This is a genomic window from Rhodococcus sp. NPDC059968 (assembly GCF_042738615.1).
Taxonomy (GTDB): domain Bacteria; phylum Actinomycetota; class Actinomycetes; order Mycobacteriales; family Mycobacteriaceae; genus Rhodococcus_F.
On sequence record NZ_JBHWUE010000003.1, the window covers coordinates 250,933 to 268,097 of the forward strand.

General features: G+C 67.6%; 15 protein-coding genes. 8 read left to right on the plus strand and 7 right to left on the minus strand.

Going from position 1 to position 17,165, the window contains the following annotated elements; genetic code table 11:
* Window positions 1-50: 50 nt before the first annotated feature.
* Entirely contained in the window at window positions 51-2,375 is a 2,325-nt protein-coding gene (locus tag ACFWAY_RS05300) for an ATP-binding protein (RefSeq protein ID WP_378510021.1), read from the minus strand.
* Window positions 2,376-2,611: 236 nt separating this feature from the next.
* Between ACFWAY_RS05300 and ACFWAY_RS05305 the strand changes: the two genes are divergently transcribed.
* Window positions 2,612-3,094, plus strand: a complete 483-nt coding sequence (locus tag ACFWAY_RS05305) for a carboxymuconolactone decarboxylase family protein (protein WP_378452969.1) — start codon at window positions 2,612-2,614, stop codon at window positions 3,092-3,094.
* Window positions 3,095-3,106: 12 nt separating this feature from the next.
* Here the strand turns inward: ACFWAY_RS05305 and ACFWAY_RS05310 are convergent, their stop codons facing one another.
* The 5 genes from ACFWAY_RS05310 to ACFWAY_RS05330 all read right to left on the minus strand — a co-directional run bounded on the left by ACFWAY_RS05310 (window position 3,107) and on the right by ACFWAY_RS05330 (window position 9,343).
* Window positions 3,107-4,000: a LysR substrate-binding domain-containing protein gene (locus ACFWAY_RS05310; protein WP_378452968.1), complete on the minus strand. Its 894-nt coding sequence runs from the start codon at window positions 3,998-4,000 to the stop codon at window positions 3,107-3,109.
* A gap of 103 nt (window positions 4,001-4,103) precedes the next feature.
* Window positions 4,104-5,375 (minus strand): glucarate dehydratase family protein, encoded by a 1,272-nt coding sequence (locus ACFWAY_RS05315; RefSeq protein WP_378510022.1) that lies wholly within the window; start codon window positions 5,373-5,375, stop codon window positions 4,104-4,106.
* A complete protein-coding gene (locus ACFWAY_RS05320) occupies window positions 5,375-6,310 on the minus strand; it encodes a 5-dehydro-4-deoxyglucarate dehydratase (protein WP_378452966.1) in 936 nt (311 codons plus the stop codon). Before ACFWAY_RS05320 ends, ACFWAY_RS05315 begins: the two co-directional genes overlap by 1 nt.
* Before the next feature lie 25 nt (window positions 6,311-6,335).
* Window positions 6,336-7,931, minus strand: a complete 1,596-nt coding sequence (locus ACFWAY_RS05325) for an aldehyde dehydrogenase (NADP(+)) (protein ID WP_378452965.1) — start codon at window positions 7,929-7,931, stop codon at window positions 6,336-6,338.
* Window positions 7,932-7,981: 50 nt separating this feature from the next.
* Window positions 7,982-9,343 (minus strand): MFS transporter, encoded by a 1,362-nt coding sequence (locus ACFWAY_RS05330; RefSeq protein WP_378452964.1) that lies wholly within the window; start codon window positions 9,341-9,343, stop codon window positions 7,982-7,984.
* Window positions 9,344-9,532: 189 nt separating this feature from the next.
* Between ACFWAY_RS05330 and ACFWAY_RS05335 the strand changes: the two genes are divergently transcribed.
* A complete protein-coding gene (locus ACFWAY_RS05335) occupies window positions 9,533-10,120 on the plus strand; it encodes a GNAT family N-acetyltransferase (protein ID WP_378510023.1) in 588 nt (195 codons plus the stop codon).
* On the opposite strand, the gene ACFWAY_RS05340 is transcribed toward ACFWAY_RS05335, so the two are convergent.
* A complete protein-coding gene (locus tag ACFWAY_RS05340) occupies window positions 10,096-11,106 on the minus strand; it encodes an AraC family transcriptional regulator (RefSeq protein WP_378452962.1) in 1,011 nt (336 codons plus the stop codon). The genes ACFWAY_RS05335 and ACFWAY_RS05340 overlap by 25 nt on opposite strands.
* Before the next feature lie 204 nt (window positions 11,107-11,310).
* Between ACFWAY_RS05340 and ACFWAY_RS05345 the strand changes: the two genes are divergently transcribed.
* The 6 genes from ACFWAY_RS05345 (at window position 11,311) to ACFWAY_RS05370 (ending at window position 17,165) form a co-directional block, all read left to right on the plus strand.
* Window positions 11,311-12,285 (plus strand): quinone oxidoreductase family protein, encoded by a 975-nt coding sequence (locus ACFWAY_RS05345; RefSeq protein WP_378452961.1) that lies wholly within the window; start codon window positions 11,311-11,313, stop codon window positions 12,283-12,285.
* Window positions 12,286-12,323: 38 nt separating this feature from the next.
* Window positions 12,324-13,238 (plus strand): TauD/TfdA dioxygenase family protein, encoded by a 915-nt coding sequence (locus ACFWAY_RS05350; RefSeq protein ID WP_378452960.1) that lies wholly within the window; start codon window positions 12,324-12,326, stop codon window positions 13,236-13,238.
* A 50-nt stretch (window positions 13,239-13,288) separates the two neighbouring features.
* The gene (locus ACFWAY_RS05355; RefSeq protein WP_378452959.1) at window positions 13,289-14,341 is read left to right on the plus strand and encodes a 3-keto-5-aminohexanoate cleavage protein; all 1,053 of its coding nucleotides are present in this window, start codon (window positions 13,289-13,291) and stop codon (window positions 14,339-14,341) included.
* Between the two features lie 107 nt (window positions 14,342-14,448).
* Window positions 14,449-15,780 (plus strand): MFS transporter, encoded by a 1,332-nt coding sequence (locus ACFWAY_RS05360; protein ID WP_378452958.1) that lies wholly within the window; start codon window positions 14,449-14,451, stop codon window positions 15,778-15,780.
* Between the two features lie 27 nt (window positions 15,781-15,807).
* The gene (locus tag ACFWAY_RS05365) at window positions 15,808-16,410 is read left to right on the plus strand and encodes an RBBP9/YdeN family alpha/beta hydrolase (RefSeq protein WP_378452957.1); all 603 of its coding nucleotides are present in this window, start codon (window positions 15,808-15,810) and stop codon (window positions 16,408-16,410) included.
* Window positions 16,407-17,165: a CoA transferase subunit A gene (locus ACFWAY_RS05370; RefSeq protein WP_378510024.1), complete on the plus strand. Its 759-nt coding sequence runs from the start codon at window positions 16,407-16,409 to the stop codon at window positions 17,163-17,165. The genes ACFWAY_RS05365 and ACFWAY_RS05370 overlap by 4 nt, the downstream gene beginning before the upstream one ends.

A 17,165-nucleotide genomic window follows, 5' to 3' on the forward strand; every position in this document is an offset into this window, starting at 1 on the left:
ACCCTAACGAACTGTGCCAGAACCTATTCCGTGAATTCTGCGCCGGGCGATCAGGACTGCTCGCCCTGTCTGCGCTCGATGATCCATGCCGCGATCTGGGTACGGGAGGTGAACCCCAGTTTGGCGAGGATGTGCTCGACGTGCCCCTGGGAGGTGCGATGGGAAATGACGAGTTTTTCGGCGATTGCCCTGTTGGTCAGGCCCTCGGCGACAAGTTCGGCTACCTGCCGTTCCCGCCGTGTGAGAGTCGTCGATCCCGGCCCGACCGAGGTAACGGTCGTGCCCTTCTCGTCGAGTGCGTACGCGGCAGCGTCCTCGAACCGCATCCCGAGGCCGTGCCCGAAGTCGGTCTCGAACGCTCGGTCACCGATCGTCCCGCGGGCCTTCTCCTCGCACCGGTCGTGACGAACGAGCAGGTTCGGGTAGATGGTGCTCGGGCTGCAGCCGGCCTGGGCGAGGGCCTCGGCGGCACCCATCAGCGTGGCCGCGCGCCGAGGGACTCCCTCATCCAACGCGACCCACGACAGGACCTCGATGCACCCCGCGGCGTTGGTGCGGTCGTCCACCGCCCGGGCGAGCTGCAGTCCCTGCGAGAGTAAATCTTTCGCACGGGGTTGCTCGCCGCGCCGCCACGCCCCCATCCCCGCACCCCACAGCGCCCATCCCCGGTACATGGACTCGTCTCGCGGCTCGGTCAGTGCAAGCATCTCCCGCTGACACTCCTCGCTCCGTGCCCAGTCTCCGTCCGCGTCACTGGCCGCCGCGAGTCCGAGCAGGGACCAGATCTTGTACAGCACGTTGCCGTCCTCGCGGAAGACCGCGAGCGAGGATTCGAAGTGCTCACAGGCAGCCCGGGCATCCCGGGTAATCAGTGCGTGATGGCCGGCGGCATCGTCCATCAGCGCCGCGGCCGTCCGATCGCCGAGCTGCGCCGCCAAGGCGCCTCCGCGCTGAACATAGACCGCCGACGCCTCCGGGTCGCCGTGCAGCCCGGACAGCACACTGAGCACGTACAACGCCATGATCTGCTCCACACCGGGTTCGCCGCCCCGAACCGCCAGAAGCTGCGCGAGCCACCGCATCCCCTCGCGTAGCTTGCCCCGCACCCGCCAGTACGGATACAGAGCCGCCGCCATGCGAATCCCAGCGTTCGCCTCATTCTGCCCGGTCAGGCAGAACTGCAGAGCCGCAACGATGTTGGGCTGCTCGGCGTCCAGACGCGCGACCCAGGACACCTGCCGCGAACTCACCCAGTCCGACTCCGCCCGTAGCACCAGGCTTGCGTACCAGTCCCTGTGCCGCCGCAACAACGATGCGAACTCGCCGGTTTCCTGCAACCGTTGCGTACCGTAGTCACGCAGCGTCTCGAGCATCCGGTACCGCGCCGCGCCGCCCGTCTCCTCCCTGAGCACGATCGATTTGTCGATCAGCGACGCCACCACGTCCACAACCTGGTCCGACGTCATGCCGCCCGCACAAATGCCTTCCACCGCGTCGAGCTCGAAACCGCCCGCGAAGACCGTCAGCCGTCCCCACAGCTCCCGCTCCGCCCAGGTGCACAACTCATAGCTCCAGTCGATACTCCCCAGGAGAGTCTGCTGCCGGGACGGCGCCCCGCGACTGCCCGTCGTCAGCAAGGTGAAGCGGTCGGTCAACCGTTGCAGGATCTGCTCCACCGACATCACCCGCAGACGCACCGCCGCCAATTCGATCGCAAGCGGCAAACCGTCCAGACGACGGCAGATCGCCGCGACCACGCCCTCATTGCTCTCGGTGATCTCGAAACCCGGGACCGCGGCCTCCGCGCGTTCGGCGAACAGGTTCATAGCCTCGTAATGGCCGAGCCCACCGCTGACCACCGACCGCTGGTCCGGTTCCGGCAGCGTCAGCGGCGGCACCCGCAGCACGGCTTCTCCCCCGATCCCGAGCGATTCCCGGCTGGTCGCGAGAATCCGCACGTCCGGACAGCTGCGAAGAAGGCTTTCCGCAAGGCCTGCGACCGGTCCGACGAGATGCTCGCAATTATCCAGCACGAGCAGCAGCTTCCGCGCCGTCAGATACTCGACGAGCTGCCTCTCCGGTGACCCCGGGCCCTCACGCAGGTTCAATACCGACAACACCACATCGACAACCGCGCTTGGGTCATACAGTTCACCCAACCCGACCAACCACACACCGTCGTCGAACGCGCGAGACGAATCGGCGGCGACCCGCAGTGCGAGCCTGGTCTTTCCTACACCCCCGACACCAGTCAACGTCACGAGCCGCGACACGGAAAGCAGACGGCGAACCTCAGCGATCTCATGGCGACGGCCGACGAAACTTGTCAGTTCGAAGGGAAGGTTCCCCACGTTCGCCTTGCCACCGGAAGGCATGAAACCGTCACTTTCATCTCGCACACCCTTGCCGACCACGGTACCGCCACCGCAGCGGCATTCAGCCGTAAATGCGTGGCACGGCGGGGCGGTCGAGGAACGCACTCTTCCCCGTGATCCGCCAAGCATGCGCCGCCCGCGAAAACATCGTCCGCACACTACGGGCGTAACCATCGACGATATAGAACACGTGTCAGATCTATCGCCCGCGATACCTACCGCTGTAGCATTCGGGGATGAGTCGAGTAGGTAGCTACAGTGACGATGACGTGGCAGGTTGGCTGGCGATCTCACCCGAGCTGGGTGGTGCACTCGGGGCTTTCACAGACGCCGTGTACAACCGGAACCGGTTACCGTTACGGGTCCGGGAGATCGCGCGGATGGCGGTCGCGGAGGCCAATGAGTGCGCCGTGTGCCTCGGCACCCGCGACAGGAGTGGAGCCGATGCGGGGATCGACGAGCACTTCTACGATCACGTTCTCGAGTGGGAGTCGTGGCCCGGGTACAGCGCCGAGGAGCGGACGGCGGCGGAGTTCGCCCACCGGTTCGCCACCGATCACACGGCGCTTCGCGACGACGAGGACTTCTGGGCGCGGTGTCACGAGCATTTCACCGACGAGATCCTGACGGACCTGGCGCTGTCGTGCGCGTTGTGGCTGGGGACGGGCCGGGTGCTGCGGGTGCTCGACATCGGTCAGACGTGCAAGCTCACGCTCTGAGCGCTCCGGTTCTCATTCCCATTCCCGCTGTGGGAGGACGTCCTCCATGAACCTGCGCAGCGCGGGGTTCCGGTTGTCCGTCCGCCAGGCGGCGTTCATCTGGACGGGCCGGTCGCGGACGGCGGAGATGGGCCGGAATACGACCCCCTCCGGGTGCATCGTCTGCGCGGACTCGGGGACGAGGGCCATGCCCAGCCCGGAACGGACGAGCACCAGCATGGTGTGCACCTGCGTGACGTACTGGACGTAGCGCGGCGAGGCACCGACGATCGTGAACGTGCTGATCAGCAGTTCGTGGAAGTACCGCGCATCGACGGGCGAATACATGACGACGGGCTGATCGTCGAAATCCTCCACCGCGAGCTGCTCTGCGTCGGCGAGGGGGTGACCGGCGGGCAGCGCGGCGACGAGCCGCTCGTGGTGGATGGAGCGGGTGTCGATGCCGGGGCGGGTGAGGATGGGGCGGATCAGCCCGAGGTCCAGTTCACCGCTGATCAACGACTCGATCTGCACGGAGGTGACCATCTCCCGCAGAACGACTTTCACGTCCGGGAGTCTGTCGCGTGCGGCCTCGAGCAACCTCGGTAGCACCGCGTGCGCGGACGCACCGGTGAACCCGACGACGACGGTGCCGAGGTCACCGGCCGGTACGCGCCGCACCGTCAGGGCGGCACTCTCCGACAGGCTCAGAATGCGCCGGGCGTCGGGCAGAAACGCGGTACCGGCTGCGGTGAGGGTGACGGATCGGCTGGTGCGGTCGATCAGCTGCACGCCGAGTTCGCTTTCGAGCTGCTGGATCTGACGGCTCAGCGGCGGCTGCGTCATGTGCAGGCGCTCGGCGGCGCGACCGAAATGCAGTTCCTCCGCGACGGCGATGAAACACGACAGCCGTGCGAGGGAGAACATTCGATCCACTCCTTTGCCTCGAGGTGGGCCCGAGCCCGAAGCTCAATCTAGCCCACCCGGAAGACGCCGACCGAGACCGCGGTCGGCGCCTTCCGTGAGACAGCTACCAGCGAGGGCAGGTGTTCTCGAACGTCGGGTCCACCGACTTCATGTATCCGGTGTCGTCGCGGTCGCGCACCCCGCAGTCGAGGTACTGCTGGTGCAGGGCGGCGAGAGCGTCCTCGTCGATCTCGACACCGAGCCCCGGAGTCGTCGGCACCGGGACCGCGCCGTCGACAAACTTCAGCACCCCGGGCTTGACGACGTCCTCGGTCTTCCACGGCCAGTGCGTGTCACACGCGTACGTGAGGTTCGGTGTGGCGCCGGCGAGGTGCACCATCGCGGCCAGGCTGATGCCCAGGTGCGAGTTGGAGTGCATCGACAGGCCCAGACCGAAGTTGCCGCAGACACCGGCGAGCAGCCGCGACCGCTGCAGGCCACCCCAGTAGTGGTGATCCGACAGCACGACCTGGACCGAATCCTTCAGGACCGCGGGCTTGAGCTGATCGAACGCGACGACGCACATGTTCGTGGCGAGGGGCATCTTCGCCTCACGCGCGACCTCGGACATGCCGTCGAGGCCCGGCGTCGGGTCCTCGAGGTATTCGACGATGCCGTCGAGTTCCGACGCGACCCTGATCGACGTGTCGACGGTCCACGCCGCATTGGGATCGAGGCGCAGCGGCAGGTCGGGGAACGCGGCCCGCAGCGCCTTGATGCCGGCGATCTCCTCGTCCGGCGAGAACACGCCGCCCTTGACCTTGATGGCCTCGAAGCCGTATTCGCCGATCATTTTCTGCGCCTGACGGACCAGACCGTCGGGGTCGATCGCCTCGCCCCATTCGTCGGGCTCGGCGCCGGGGTGGCCGGCCCACTTGTAGAACAGGTAAGCGCTGAACGGAACGGCGTCGCGCACCTTGCCGCCGAGCAGATCGGACACCGGCCGGCCGAGGGCCTTGCCCTGCACATCGAGGCACGCCACCTCGAACGGAGAGAACACACGGTCGGTGGTGCTGGCTGTGGTGATCATGCCCGCGACGCCGTCACCGCCCGTGACGGTCAGGGTGGCGATCTTCTGGTCGATCGCCGCGCGGATCGCGTTGAGCGCGAACACATCCAGCCCGACGATCGCCTCGGCGGCCGCTTCGAGCCGGATGAGGTGGGCTGTGTCGGCGTAGGTTTCGCCGAGGCCGACGAGACCGCCGTCCGTGTCGAGCTGAATGATCGCACGCAGCGCGTAGGGCTGGTGCACGCCGACGGTGTTGAGGAGCGGCGGGTCGACGAACGCGACGGGCGTGATCCGTGCGCCGGTGATCCGGATGGGTGCGGCAGTCATCAGACCGCCGCCTGCACGGCGAGGGCGTCGGCGAGAACGGCGCGGCCGGCTGCGATGATCTGCGCGAGTTCCCGCACGTGGGCCGCGCTCGTCGGGACGAGCGGCGGCCGCACCGACCCGGCGTCGATTCCTTCCATCGCGACTCCCGACTTGATCAGCGACACCGCGTATCCGGGCACCTGGTCACGCAGGCGCACCAGGGGGTGGAAGAAGTCGCGGAGCAGTGCGTCGGTGAGCTCCTCGTTTCCGGATTCGAGTGCCTCGTAGAACCCGAGAGCGAGCTCGGGCGCGAACGCGAACGTCGCGGACGAGTACAGCGTGACGCCGATCGCGCGGTACGCCTGCTGGGTGACCTCGGCGGTAGGCATGCCGTTGAAGAACAGGAACGGCTTGCCGGACGGGGCGAGCGCGTCCTTCACCGCGCGGACGATGCGACCCACCTTGTCGAGATCACCGGTGCCGTCCTTGAACCCGACCACGGTCGGGAACTGCGCCACCTCCACGGCGGCCGCCTCGTCGAACCGGGCGTTGCCGCGGTTGTAGACGACGAGCGGGAGGTCGGTGGTGTCGGCGACCGCGCGGGTGTACTCCACCAGTCCGGCCTGCGGCATCGTCACCAGGTACGGCGGGAGCAGCAGGATGCCGTCGGCGCCGTTGGCCTTCGCGCTGGCGGCGAACTCCTTGGCCTGCTGCACCGAGCCGCCGGCCCCGGCGAACACGGGGACGCGTCCGGCGACGACCTCGGTGGCCTTGGCGACGATCTTGCCGAACTCCTCCAGCCCGAGGGCGTGGAATTCGCCGGTGCCACAGGCGATGAAGACACCGCCGGGGCCTGCGTCGACACCCTTGGCGACGTGCTCGGCGAGCCGGTCGTAGTCGACGTCGCCGGATGCGGTGAACGGGGTGACGGGGAAGAACAGGACGCCGTCGAGCATGGGGAACTCCTTCACGAAGGGAAAATCAGGCTTGGGTGAGTCGGCCGTCGATGCGACGCCACAACTGGTCGGGGTTGCCGTCGGCGATGGCGGCGGGGAGCAGCGAGCTCGGAACATCCTGGTAGGCAACGGGACGCAGGAACCGTTCGATCGCCAGCGAGCCGACGGACGTGGTGCGCGAGTCGGATGTCGCGGGGTGCGGGCCACCGTGCACCATCGCGTGGCCGACCTCGACCCCGGTGGGCCAGCCGTTGAACAGGATCCGGCCGGCCTTGAGCTCGAGGACGGGCAGCAGTCGTCCGGCCTCGTCGAGATCGGCGTCGTCGACGTGAACGGTCGCGGTCAGCTGGCCTTCCAGTTTCGACGCCACGGCGCGCACCTGCTCGGCGTCGCGGCACTTGACGATCAGGCTGGAGGCGCCGAATACCTCCTGCTGCAACACCTCCGAGCCCAGGAACGTGTCGGCCTCGCTGCTGAACAGTGCGGCCCGGCACGAATTGGGGGCGTCGGACTCCACGCCGCGGGCCTCCACGGTGGCCGCGCCCTCGAGGGCGGCAACCCCGTCGGCGTAGGAGCCGGCGATGACCGGGGTGAGCATCGGCGTCGGCACCGCCTCGGCGACCGCGGCATTCGCGGCCGCAATGAACTCGGCGAGGCCGGGACCGTCGACGGCGATGACGAGTCCGGGGTTGGTGCAGAACTGGCCGGATCCGAGCGTCAGGGATCCGACGAATGCGCGACCGAGGTCGGCGCCACGGGTCGCGAGTGCGTTCTCGAGCACGAACACCGGGTTGATCGAACTCATCTCGGCGTACACCGGGATGGGTTCCGGACGTCCGGCGGCAGCGGCCACCAGAGCGGTTCCACCGGAACGGGATCCGGTGAATCCGACGGCCTTGATGCGCGGGTCGGTGACGAGTGCGGTGCCGAGCCCACGGCCCGAGCCGAACAGCAGGGAGAACGTGCCCGCGGGCATGCCGGTGCTCGCGGCGGCGTCGGCGATGGCGCGGCCGACGAGTTCGGACGTGCCGGGGTGCGCGTCGTGGGCCTTCACGACGACGGGGCAGCCCGCCGCCAGCGCGGACGCGGTGTCGCCGCCGGCCACGGAGAAGGCGAGGGGGAAGTTGCTCGCGCCGAACACCGCGACGGGTCCGAGCGGCACCTTCCGCTGACGGATGTCGGCACGGGGCAGGGGCGTCCGGTCGGGCATCGCGGGATCGATGCGGGCACCGTTCCAGCCGCCGTCACGCAGGACGCCGGCGAACAGCCGCAGCTGTCCGGACGTGCGGCCCACCTCACCGGTGATGCGGCCCTGGGGAAGTCCGGATTCGGCGCACGCCCGTGCGACGAGCGTCTCGCCGAGGGCCTCGATGTTGTCGGCGATGGCCTCGAGGAACTGGGCGCGCTTCTCGCTGCTCGTGGCGCGGAACGGCGCGAACGCCTCGGCCGCGGCGGTGCAGGCGGCGTCGACGTCCCGTTCGTCACCGTGCGCAAAACCCGGTTCCAGCCGGCCGTCGGTGGTGGGGTCGATCCCGTGGATCGTCGTGCCGGAACCCTGGACGGGCTTCCCTGCGATGATCATCTGTCCGGTCACGTCGGTCCGGTTCACCGTTGCTGTCATGATTCAAATCCTCGAGTTCTCGTCTGCGTTTCGTATGTGCCGGTCAGAGGTCACTTGGTTGCCACGGTGGTCTCGTCGGAGGCCACCTCTGCCAGGTCCGCGACGTCGTCGATGTCTTCCTTGTCCCGCCGGAAGTACGACACCGCCGCGGCCGCGGCCAGGGCGAAGAACGACAACACGACCAGGCCCATCGTCACCGTGCCGGTCTGCTCCTTGATCACACCGAAGCCGAACGGGGCCACGAAGCCACCCAGGTTGCCCAGTGAGTTGATGATCGCGATCGCGGGCGCCAGCACCATCGGGTGGAGCGTGCGCTGCGGAATGGACCAGAAGAGCGGGCTCGCGCTCTTGAATCCCATCGTCGCGATGCACAGCAGCGGAAGCGCCAGCCAGGGTGTGACGAACGCGGCGGCCATCGTGCCGATACCGCCGATGAGCAGCGCGGCGACGAGGTAGGGCTTGTGCCGTCCGGTGCGGTCGGCGGAGCGGTTGGAGAAGTACATCGCGAAGATCGCGCAGATCCACGGCAGCGAGGAGAGCAGCCCGACGGTGACGTCGGTGGTGCCGGGGATGCGGCGGATGATCGACGGCAACCAGAACGTGTTGGCGTAGATCGCCATGGTGATCGCGAAGAAGATGCCGCAGCACACCAGGATCCGCGGCTGCAGGAGCAGCTTCCAGCGCGAGCCCGATTCGCCACGCTTCGCAGACGCCTCACTGCGCAGCACGTCCTCCTCGGCGATGACGGCCTGCAGGTCGTGCTTCTCCGCGCCGGTGAGCCACTTCGCGTCGTCGATCTTCGAGTCGAGCAGGCGGTAGGCGATGCACCCGACGACGACGGACAGCAGGCCTTCCAGCCCGAACATCCACTGCCAGCCGTGGTGCCCACCGAGTCCGTCGAGCGACAGCAACGGTCCGGACAGCGGTCCCGAGATGGCGGCGGCGATGGAGGACCCGGCGATGAACAGCGCCGTGGCGCGGCTGCGGTGGTTGTTCGGCAGCCAGCGGGTGAAGTAGAAGATGATGGCCGGGAAGAAGCCGGCCTCGGCGACACCGAGGAGGAACCGCAGGACGTAGAACATCTCCGGGCCGTTGACGAACACCATCGCCGCGGACACCAGCCCCCAGGAGATCATGATGCGGGTGAGCCACACTTTGGCGCCGAACTTCTCCATGAGCACGTTCGACGGCAGTTCGAAGATCGCATAGGCGATGAAGAAGACACCCGCACCGAAGCCGTACGCCGCAGCGCCGATGCCCACGTCCGCCTCGAGATGCGTCTGCGCGTAACCGATGTTGGATCTGTTGAGCTGATTGCAGATGAGCATGACGATGAACAGCGGGACGACGCGACGGAAGATCTTGGAGACCGCGCTGTCGACTGCCGGGGAAACGGCGAGGGGGAGGGTCATCGGTGACTCCTCTCTGTGCTGGCGCTGGTGGTGCGGGGAACGTTGGAGGACTCCGATCACGCCCGGCTACCAGGCGTGACCTGAGTCATACGAATCACGCTAGAGGGATGTTCGATACATGTCCAAGTCAAAGATTCTCGTTATCGATGCCGAAGTTGAATCGACGGGGTTCCTGCTAGTTTTCCTGTCGTGAGCGCCGACGCAGTCACCTTCGAGTTCGTCCGTACGACGCGCGAATCCTTCCCTCAACTGCAACGATGGCTTCGCGAACCGCACGTCGCGCGGTTCTGGAACCACGACACCGCGGACGCCGACATCGAGCGCGATTTCGGCGGCAGCATCGACGGCACCGAGCCCTGCGAGGACTTCCTCGTCCTCCGAGGCGGCCTGCCGTTCGGATTCATCCAGCGGTACCGGATCGCCGACTACCCCGAGGACCTCGCGCTCCTCACGGCCCTCGTCGAGATCCCACCGGGGAGCATCTCGATCGACTACTACGTCGGCGACCCGCAGCACACCGGCCGGGGGCTGGGAACCGCGATGATCAGCGCGTTCGTCGCCAAGTGCCGCGCCGACCTACCCGACGCCACCGCGATCGTCGTCCCCGTCGTCGTCCCCAACCGGGCGTCGTGGCGCGCGCTCGAGAAGGCCGGCTTCCGCCGTGTGGGCGACGGCTACCTCCCGCCGGACAACCCGATCGACGACGGCGCCCACTACATCAGCAGGCTCGATCTGGCTGAGAGCCTGCCGATTCAGCCGGTGTCGCCCGCCCGCTGAGCGCGCCAGCGACTCGGGCTGCACCCGAACCGCCCACTGAACCAGCGTGAGAAGTTGCTCGGCGCCGAGAACGCCAGCATGTCCGCGATCTCGGTGAGACTCAGGCGGGGATTCGCGACCATCCGTTCGGCGAGTTCGACGCGGGTCGCGTCGAGGACGGTCGAGAACGTCTCCCCGCTCTCGGCAAGGCGGCGATGCACCGTTCGCCGGTCGACCCCCAGGCTGCGAGCCACTTGCTCGACTGAACAGCGGCCCGTCGGCAGCAGTAGTTCGATCAGCTCGCGGACCCGGCTCACGATCGTCACGTCGTCCGACGGCTCCCAGGACTCGAGGAGTTGCTGAGTGTAGGGACGGAGCAGTGGATCGGACATCTTGTTCGGCGCATCCAGGTCGCCGGCCTCGGTGACGATGCCCGCGAACTCGTGGCCGAAGTTCACGACCGGCCCGAACAGACGTCGGTGGGTCGCCATGTCTGCCGGAGCCGGATGGGGGAAGCAGACGGCGAGCGGTTTCCAGCTGCCCCCGAGGAAGCCGCGCAGCAACCGGTGCAGCACCCCGACGGCCAGTTCCACCGACTGCCGGATCTCGGTCGCCTCCCCCACGTCCAGTTCGACGCGCAGGGTCACGAGCCCGCCGCCCTCCGACATCCGTGTCCGCAACGCCTCGTTGTACGTGTGCTCGTAACGGGTGAGGACGCGCAGGGCACTGCGGACGTCGGGCTCCTCGCGCACGACGAGGCTGAGAGGGCCGAGGTTGGAGAACTGCCTGCGCTCGGCGAGGCGCAGCCCGAAGTCCTCGTACCCGGATGCGCCGACCGACTGCTCGAGCAACCGCGCGATCGCCGCGGCCGGGATCCAGCGGTCCTGCAGTGCGAGGCCGGACGGATCGAGGCCGGCGGACCTCATCAACGGCACCGGATCGACACCGAGCGACCGGCACAGCTCGAGGTATCCGTTCAGCGACGCGTAGCGCGCAAGGGGTTTCATGCCACCTCCAATGCCTTGTCCCAAAATGATAGGCCGCCTGTCCCGTCAGGATAAGCAATCGACCGGATGCGCCCGTACTGTTAGGTGCATCACAGAAGCGGTCGGAGAGGTGATCCGCCACACCGGCTCACCCCCGCCCCGCCCGACCGCGACCGGTTAGGCGGCGGCACCGCACCGATCATCACATCGAAGAGGAGAAATACTGTGGCACAGGCTGTTCGGTTCTACGAGCACGGCGCTCCGGAAGTCATGAAGTGGGAGAACGTCGAGGTCGGGGAGCCCGGTCCCCACGGGGTCCGGATCCGGCACGAGGCCGTCGGACTGAACTTCGCCGACACCTACTTCCGCACCGGCCTGTACCCGGCCGAGTTGCCCGCGGGCATGGGAGTGGAGGCGGCCGGTGTCGTCGAGGAAGTCGGCTCCGGCGTGACCCACGTGCAGGTCGGTGACCGCGTCACCTACACGGGCAGCCCCCTCGGGGCCTACAGCACCGAACGCGTGATGCCGGCCGCACCGCTGATCCCGCTGCCACAAGCGATCCGCTTCGACACCGCGGCCGCGATGACGATGCGCGGTCTGACCACGGCCTACCTGCTGCGCCGCATCCACCCGCTGAAGGCGGGCGACACCGTACTCCTGCACGCGGCGGCCGGCGGCGTCGGCCTGATCTTCACACAGTGGGCAAAGCTTCTAGGCATCAACGTGATCGGCACGGTATCCACCGACGAGAAGGCCTCGATCGCCCGCGCCCACGGGTGTGAGCACGTGATCGTCTACACCCGGGAGAACGTCGCCGAGCGGGTTCGGGAAATCACCGACGGTGCCGGCGTCCCCGTCGTGTACGACAGCATCGGCGAGTCCACCTTCCAGACCTCGCTCGACTGCCTCGCCCGGCGCGGACTGCTGGTGTGCTTCGGAACGGCCTCCGGACCGATTCCTCCGATCAACGCGATGCAGTTGGCCGTCAAGGGTTCGCTGTTCGTCACCCGCCCCGCGCTCGCCGACTACATCGCCGACCCGGCGGAGCGCGCCGAACTCGCCGGTGAACTCTTCGGGCACGTCGAGGCCGGCCGGATCCGGATCGAGATCAACCAGAGCTACGGGCTCGAGGACGCCGTCCAGGCGCACCACGATCTCGAATCCGGCCGCAGCATCGGCTCCTCCGTGTTCCGACTCTGACAGCGCGCCAACACATTCACCCCGACGGAGACACCACCATGACCGACACCGCGCAACTGACCTACTCGCCCGAGCCGCACACGATCCTCTCCCCTTCCGGGTCCTTCCGATTCGCACCGCTCACCTGCTCGATCGGCGCCGAACTGTTCGACGTGAACCTCGGTGACGCCGCCCGCGACGACGCCCTGTTCGCCGAACTGCGGGAACTACTGCTCGAGTACAAGGTTTTGTTCCTCCGCGACCAGGACATGTCCCGCGCCGAGCACGTGGCGCTGGCCGAGCGGTTCGGCCCGCTCGAGGATCACCCCGTGGCGGGCAGCGACCCCGACCATCCCGGACTCGTGCAGATCTACAAGGACCTCGACAGCCCGGCCGAGCACTACGAGAACGCCTTTCACTGCGACGCCACGTGGCGGGAGAACCCGCCCATGGGCTGCGTGCTCCACTGCGTGGAGACGCCCCCGATCGGCGGAGACACCATCTGGGTGAACATGGCCGAGGCCTACACGAAACTCCCCGACGCGGTGAAGAAGCAGATCGACGGACTCCGTGCCCGGCACAGCATCGAGGCTTCGTTCGGTGCCGCGCAGCCGACGGAACAGCGGCACGCATTGCACCAGCGGTTCCCGGACGCCGAGCACCCCGTGGTGCGCACGCACCCCGAGACCGGCGAAAAAATCCTGTTCGTCAACGCTTTCGCGACCCACTTCGTCAACTACCACACCCCCGAGCACATCCGGTACGGCATCGACTACGCGCCCGGCAGCAGCAACCTGCTCAACTACCTGATCAGCCAGGCATCGATTCCCGAGTACCAGGTGCGGTGGCGTTGGACGAAGAACAGCGTCGCGATCTGGGACAACCGGTCCACCCAGCACTACGCGGTCCAGGACTACTGGCCGGCCGTCCGCAAGATGGAGCGCGCCGGCATCATCGGCGACCGGCCCTTCTGAATTTCTCACTGCCCCTATTCATCAGATCCGATTTCGAACGGAGAACACCCATGCACTTCCACGACGACGCCCTCTTCCCCGAGACCCAGGAGAAGCTGGTCATCACATGTGCCCCGTACGGTCCCGAGTGGGAGCCGGACGACTTCCGCGAAGACCTGCCGCTGACGATGGAGGAGCACGTCCAGAAGGCGGTGGACTGCTACGAGGCCGGCGCCACCGTCCTGCACATCCACGTCCGTGAGCTCGACGGCAAGGGCTCCAAGCGGCTCTCGAAGTTCAACGAGTTGCTCGCCGGACTGCGCCAGGCGGTGCCGGACATGATCCTGCAGGTCGGCGGATCGATCTCCTTCGCACCCGAAGGCGAAGGGGCGGACGCGAAGTGGCTCTCGGACGACACCCGGCACATGCTGGCCGACCTCGATCCCGCACCCGACCAGGTGACGATCGCGATCAACACCTCTCAGATGAACATCATGGAACTCATGACCGCCGACGACATCGCCGGCACCTCGATGGAGCGGCCCGAGCTCGCCGAGGCGTACCGGGAGATGACGGTACCGGCAGGCCCGGCGTGGGTCGAGGAGCATCTGCGTCGCCTGCAGGCGGCCGGAATTCAGCCGCACTTCCAGCTCTCGAGCATCCCCCAGCTCGAGACCGTCGAGCGGCTCATCCGGCGCGGGATCTACACCGGTCCGCTCAACCTGACCTGGGTCGGCATCGGCGGCGGCTTCGACGGCCCCAACCCGTACAACATCATGAACTTCATCCAGCGAGTCCCGGACGGCGCCTGCCTGACCCTCGAAACCCTGATGCGCAGCGTGCTGCCGGTCAACGCGATGGCGATCGCGATGGGCCTGCATCCCCGTTGCGGTAACGAAGACACCATCTGGGGACGCAAGGGCGAGAAGATGACCTCCGTCCAGCAGGTCGAGCAGTTGGTCCGCGTCGCGGGTGAACTGGGTCGCGAGGTGGCCACCGGCAAGGAGGCCCGCGACATCTACCGGATCGGTGAGACCTACGCCGATGCCGACGAGACCCTCGCCAAGCTCGGCTACGCGCCCAACCGCCGCCGCGGCCAGGTGGGCTTCACCCACCACGCCTGAGTTCCGGCGCCGGGGGGATCTCGGTCACGACCGGGGAGAGAGCGGGTAAATCGCTGCTCGCTCTCTCCCCCACCCCTTTATCACTCCTGACGGCCATAGGAGGCCTCATGGGACTGCCTGCCACCACCGCCCTGAACACCACCATCCCGAATACCACCACCGGGAACACCGCTCCGGCCTCCCGGTCCCGGTTCTACCCGTGGATCGTCTTCGCACTCACCTTCGGTCTGCTGCTGTCGGACTACATGTCCCGGCAGGTCCTCAGCGCCGTCTTCCCGCTCCTCAAAACCGAATGGGCGCTCACCGATTCACAGCTCGCGTCGCTCAGCAGCGTTGTCGCGCTGATGGTCGGACTGCTGACGCTCCCGCTGTCGCTGCTGGCCGACCGGTGGGGCCGCGTGAAGAGCCTGCTCCTGATGGCCGTGCTCTGGAGCCTCGCCACGCTGCTCTGCGCGGTGGCGAACAGCTACGAGCAGATGCTCGGGGCCCGCTTCCTGGTCGGCGTGGGTGAAGCCGCCTACGGCAGCGTCGGCATCGCCGTGGTTCTCAGCGTGTTCGCCCCGCGAGTGCACTCCACACTCAGCGGTGCCTTCATGGGCGGCGGATCGTTCGGGTCCGTGATCGGCGTCGCCCTCGGCGGCGTGATCGCCGTCAACCTCGGCTGGCGCTGGTCGTTCGCCGCGATGGCCGTCTTCGGGCTCATCCTCGTCGCACTCTTCCGGGCTCTGGTCTCCGAAAAGAAGCTGGCGCAGCACGCGGCCGACGACGACCCGGCCGACGCACCCGGCCCCATCGGATTCCGGGCGCCGATCTCGAGCCTGTTCACCACCCCCGCCGTCGTATTCGCCTACATCGGTGGCGGACTCCAGATGTTCACCGCCGGTGTCCTGCTCGCGTGGCTGCCGAGCTTCTTCAACCGGTCCTACGGCCTCGCCATCGACAAGGCCGGTGCGATGGCGTCGATCTTCGTCCTCCTCGTCGGCAGCGGCATGGTGGTGTGCGGCATCATCACCGACCGCGTGAGCCGCAACGATCCCGCACGGAAATGGACCACCGCGGTGATCTTCGGCGTGATCTCCCTCGTCTTCCTCGGCGCCGGGTTCCAGCTGCCGACCGGCACGCCCCAACTGGTCCTGATCGGCATCGGCGCCTTCTTCTCGGCCGGCTCGTCCGGCCCCATCGCCGCGATGGTCGCGAACCTCACCCACTCGTCGGTGCGTGCCTCGGCCTTCGGCACGCTCACCCTGGCCAACAACCTCCTCGGGCTGGCACTGGGACCCTTCGTCGTCGGGATGCTGGCCGACCGCTTCGGGCTGGTCACCGCATTGCAGATCGCTCCCCTGATCTACATCGTCGCGATCGTGGCCCTGATCCTCGGCAAGCGCGCCTACCCGGCCGGACGCCGCAAGCTCGCCGCCCTCACCGCCGCACCCGCCTGATCCACCTCCGAAGAATTGGAATCGACCGTGACCACCTCCACCTCACCGACCGTCGTGATCGTGCCCGGACTGCGCGACCATGTCGCCGACCACTGGCAGACCTTGCTCGCCGAGAGACTCGACACCGCGCGGACGGTGCCGCCGCTCGAACGGGACAAGCTCAGCCTCGCCGCCCGGGTCGCCGCACTCGACGCCGTCCTCACCGACATCGACGGACCGGTCGTGCTGGTCGCTCACAGTGCGGGAGTCGCGATTACCGTCCACTGGGCGCAGCAGTCCACCCGCCCGATCCAGGGCGCCCTGCTCGCCACCCCACCGGACCTCGAGGAACCACTGCCCGCGGGGTATCCCACCCCCGAGGAGCTCGAGCAGGGTGGTTGGGATCCCGTCCCCCGCCGCCGGCTGCCGTTCCCCAGCGTCGTCGCCGCCAGCACCAACGATCCGATGGCCCGATTCCGTCGGGTCGCCGGGATGGCCGAGTCGTGGGGCAGCAAGCTCGTCGACCTGGGTGCCGTCGGCCACCTCAACCCCGCCGCCGGCTACGGGTACTGGCCGTACGCCGAGGAACTGCTCCGAGACCTCATCGAGAGCACGGTCGTCCCCGGCCTCGCGAACGCGGATGCCCGATGACGCGCAAGGTCTTCGGTTCGGCCGCCGACGCCGTCGCGGACATCACTTCCGGTGCGTCGCTGGCGGTCGGCGGGTTCGGGTTGTGCGGCATCCCGGACGAGCTGATCGCCGCGATCGCCGCCGGTGACGCCACCGACCTGGAGGTGTTCTCCAACAACTGCGGTATCGACGGTCACGGGCTCGGGATCCTGCTCACCCGCAACCGGATTCGACGCGTCACCGCGTCGTATGTGGGGGAGAACAAGGAATTCGCCCGCCAGTATCTGTCGGGTGAACTCGAAATCGAGCTGACACCGCAGGGAACCCTGGCCGAGAAGCTACGGGCAGGCGGCGCGGGGATCCCCGCGTTCTTCACCCCCGCCGGGGTCGGAACGCCCCTGTCCGACGGCGGGCTGCCGTGGCGGTACGCACCCGACGGATCGGTGGCCCTCGCGTCCCCGGCCAAGGAGATCCGCGAGTTCGCGGGTCGCGACTACGTGCTCGAGGAGTCGATCACCGCCGACTTCGCGCTCGTCCACGCCCGCATCGGTGACAGCGAGGGCAACCTCGTGTTCGCGAAGTCCGCAGGCAACTTCAACCCGCTCGCCGCGATGGCCGGCCGCATCTGCATCGCACAGGTCGAGCAGCTCGTCGAGCCCGGAGTACTCGACCCGGCGCGGGTGCACCTACCGGGGATCTTCGTCGACCGGATCGTCCACACCGGGACTCAGGACAAGCAGATCGAGAAGCGCACCGTCGCCGCGAGGAAGGACTGA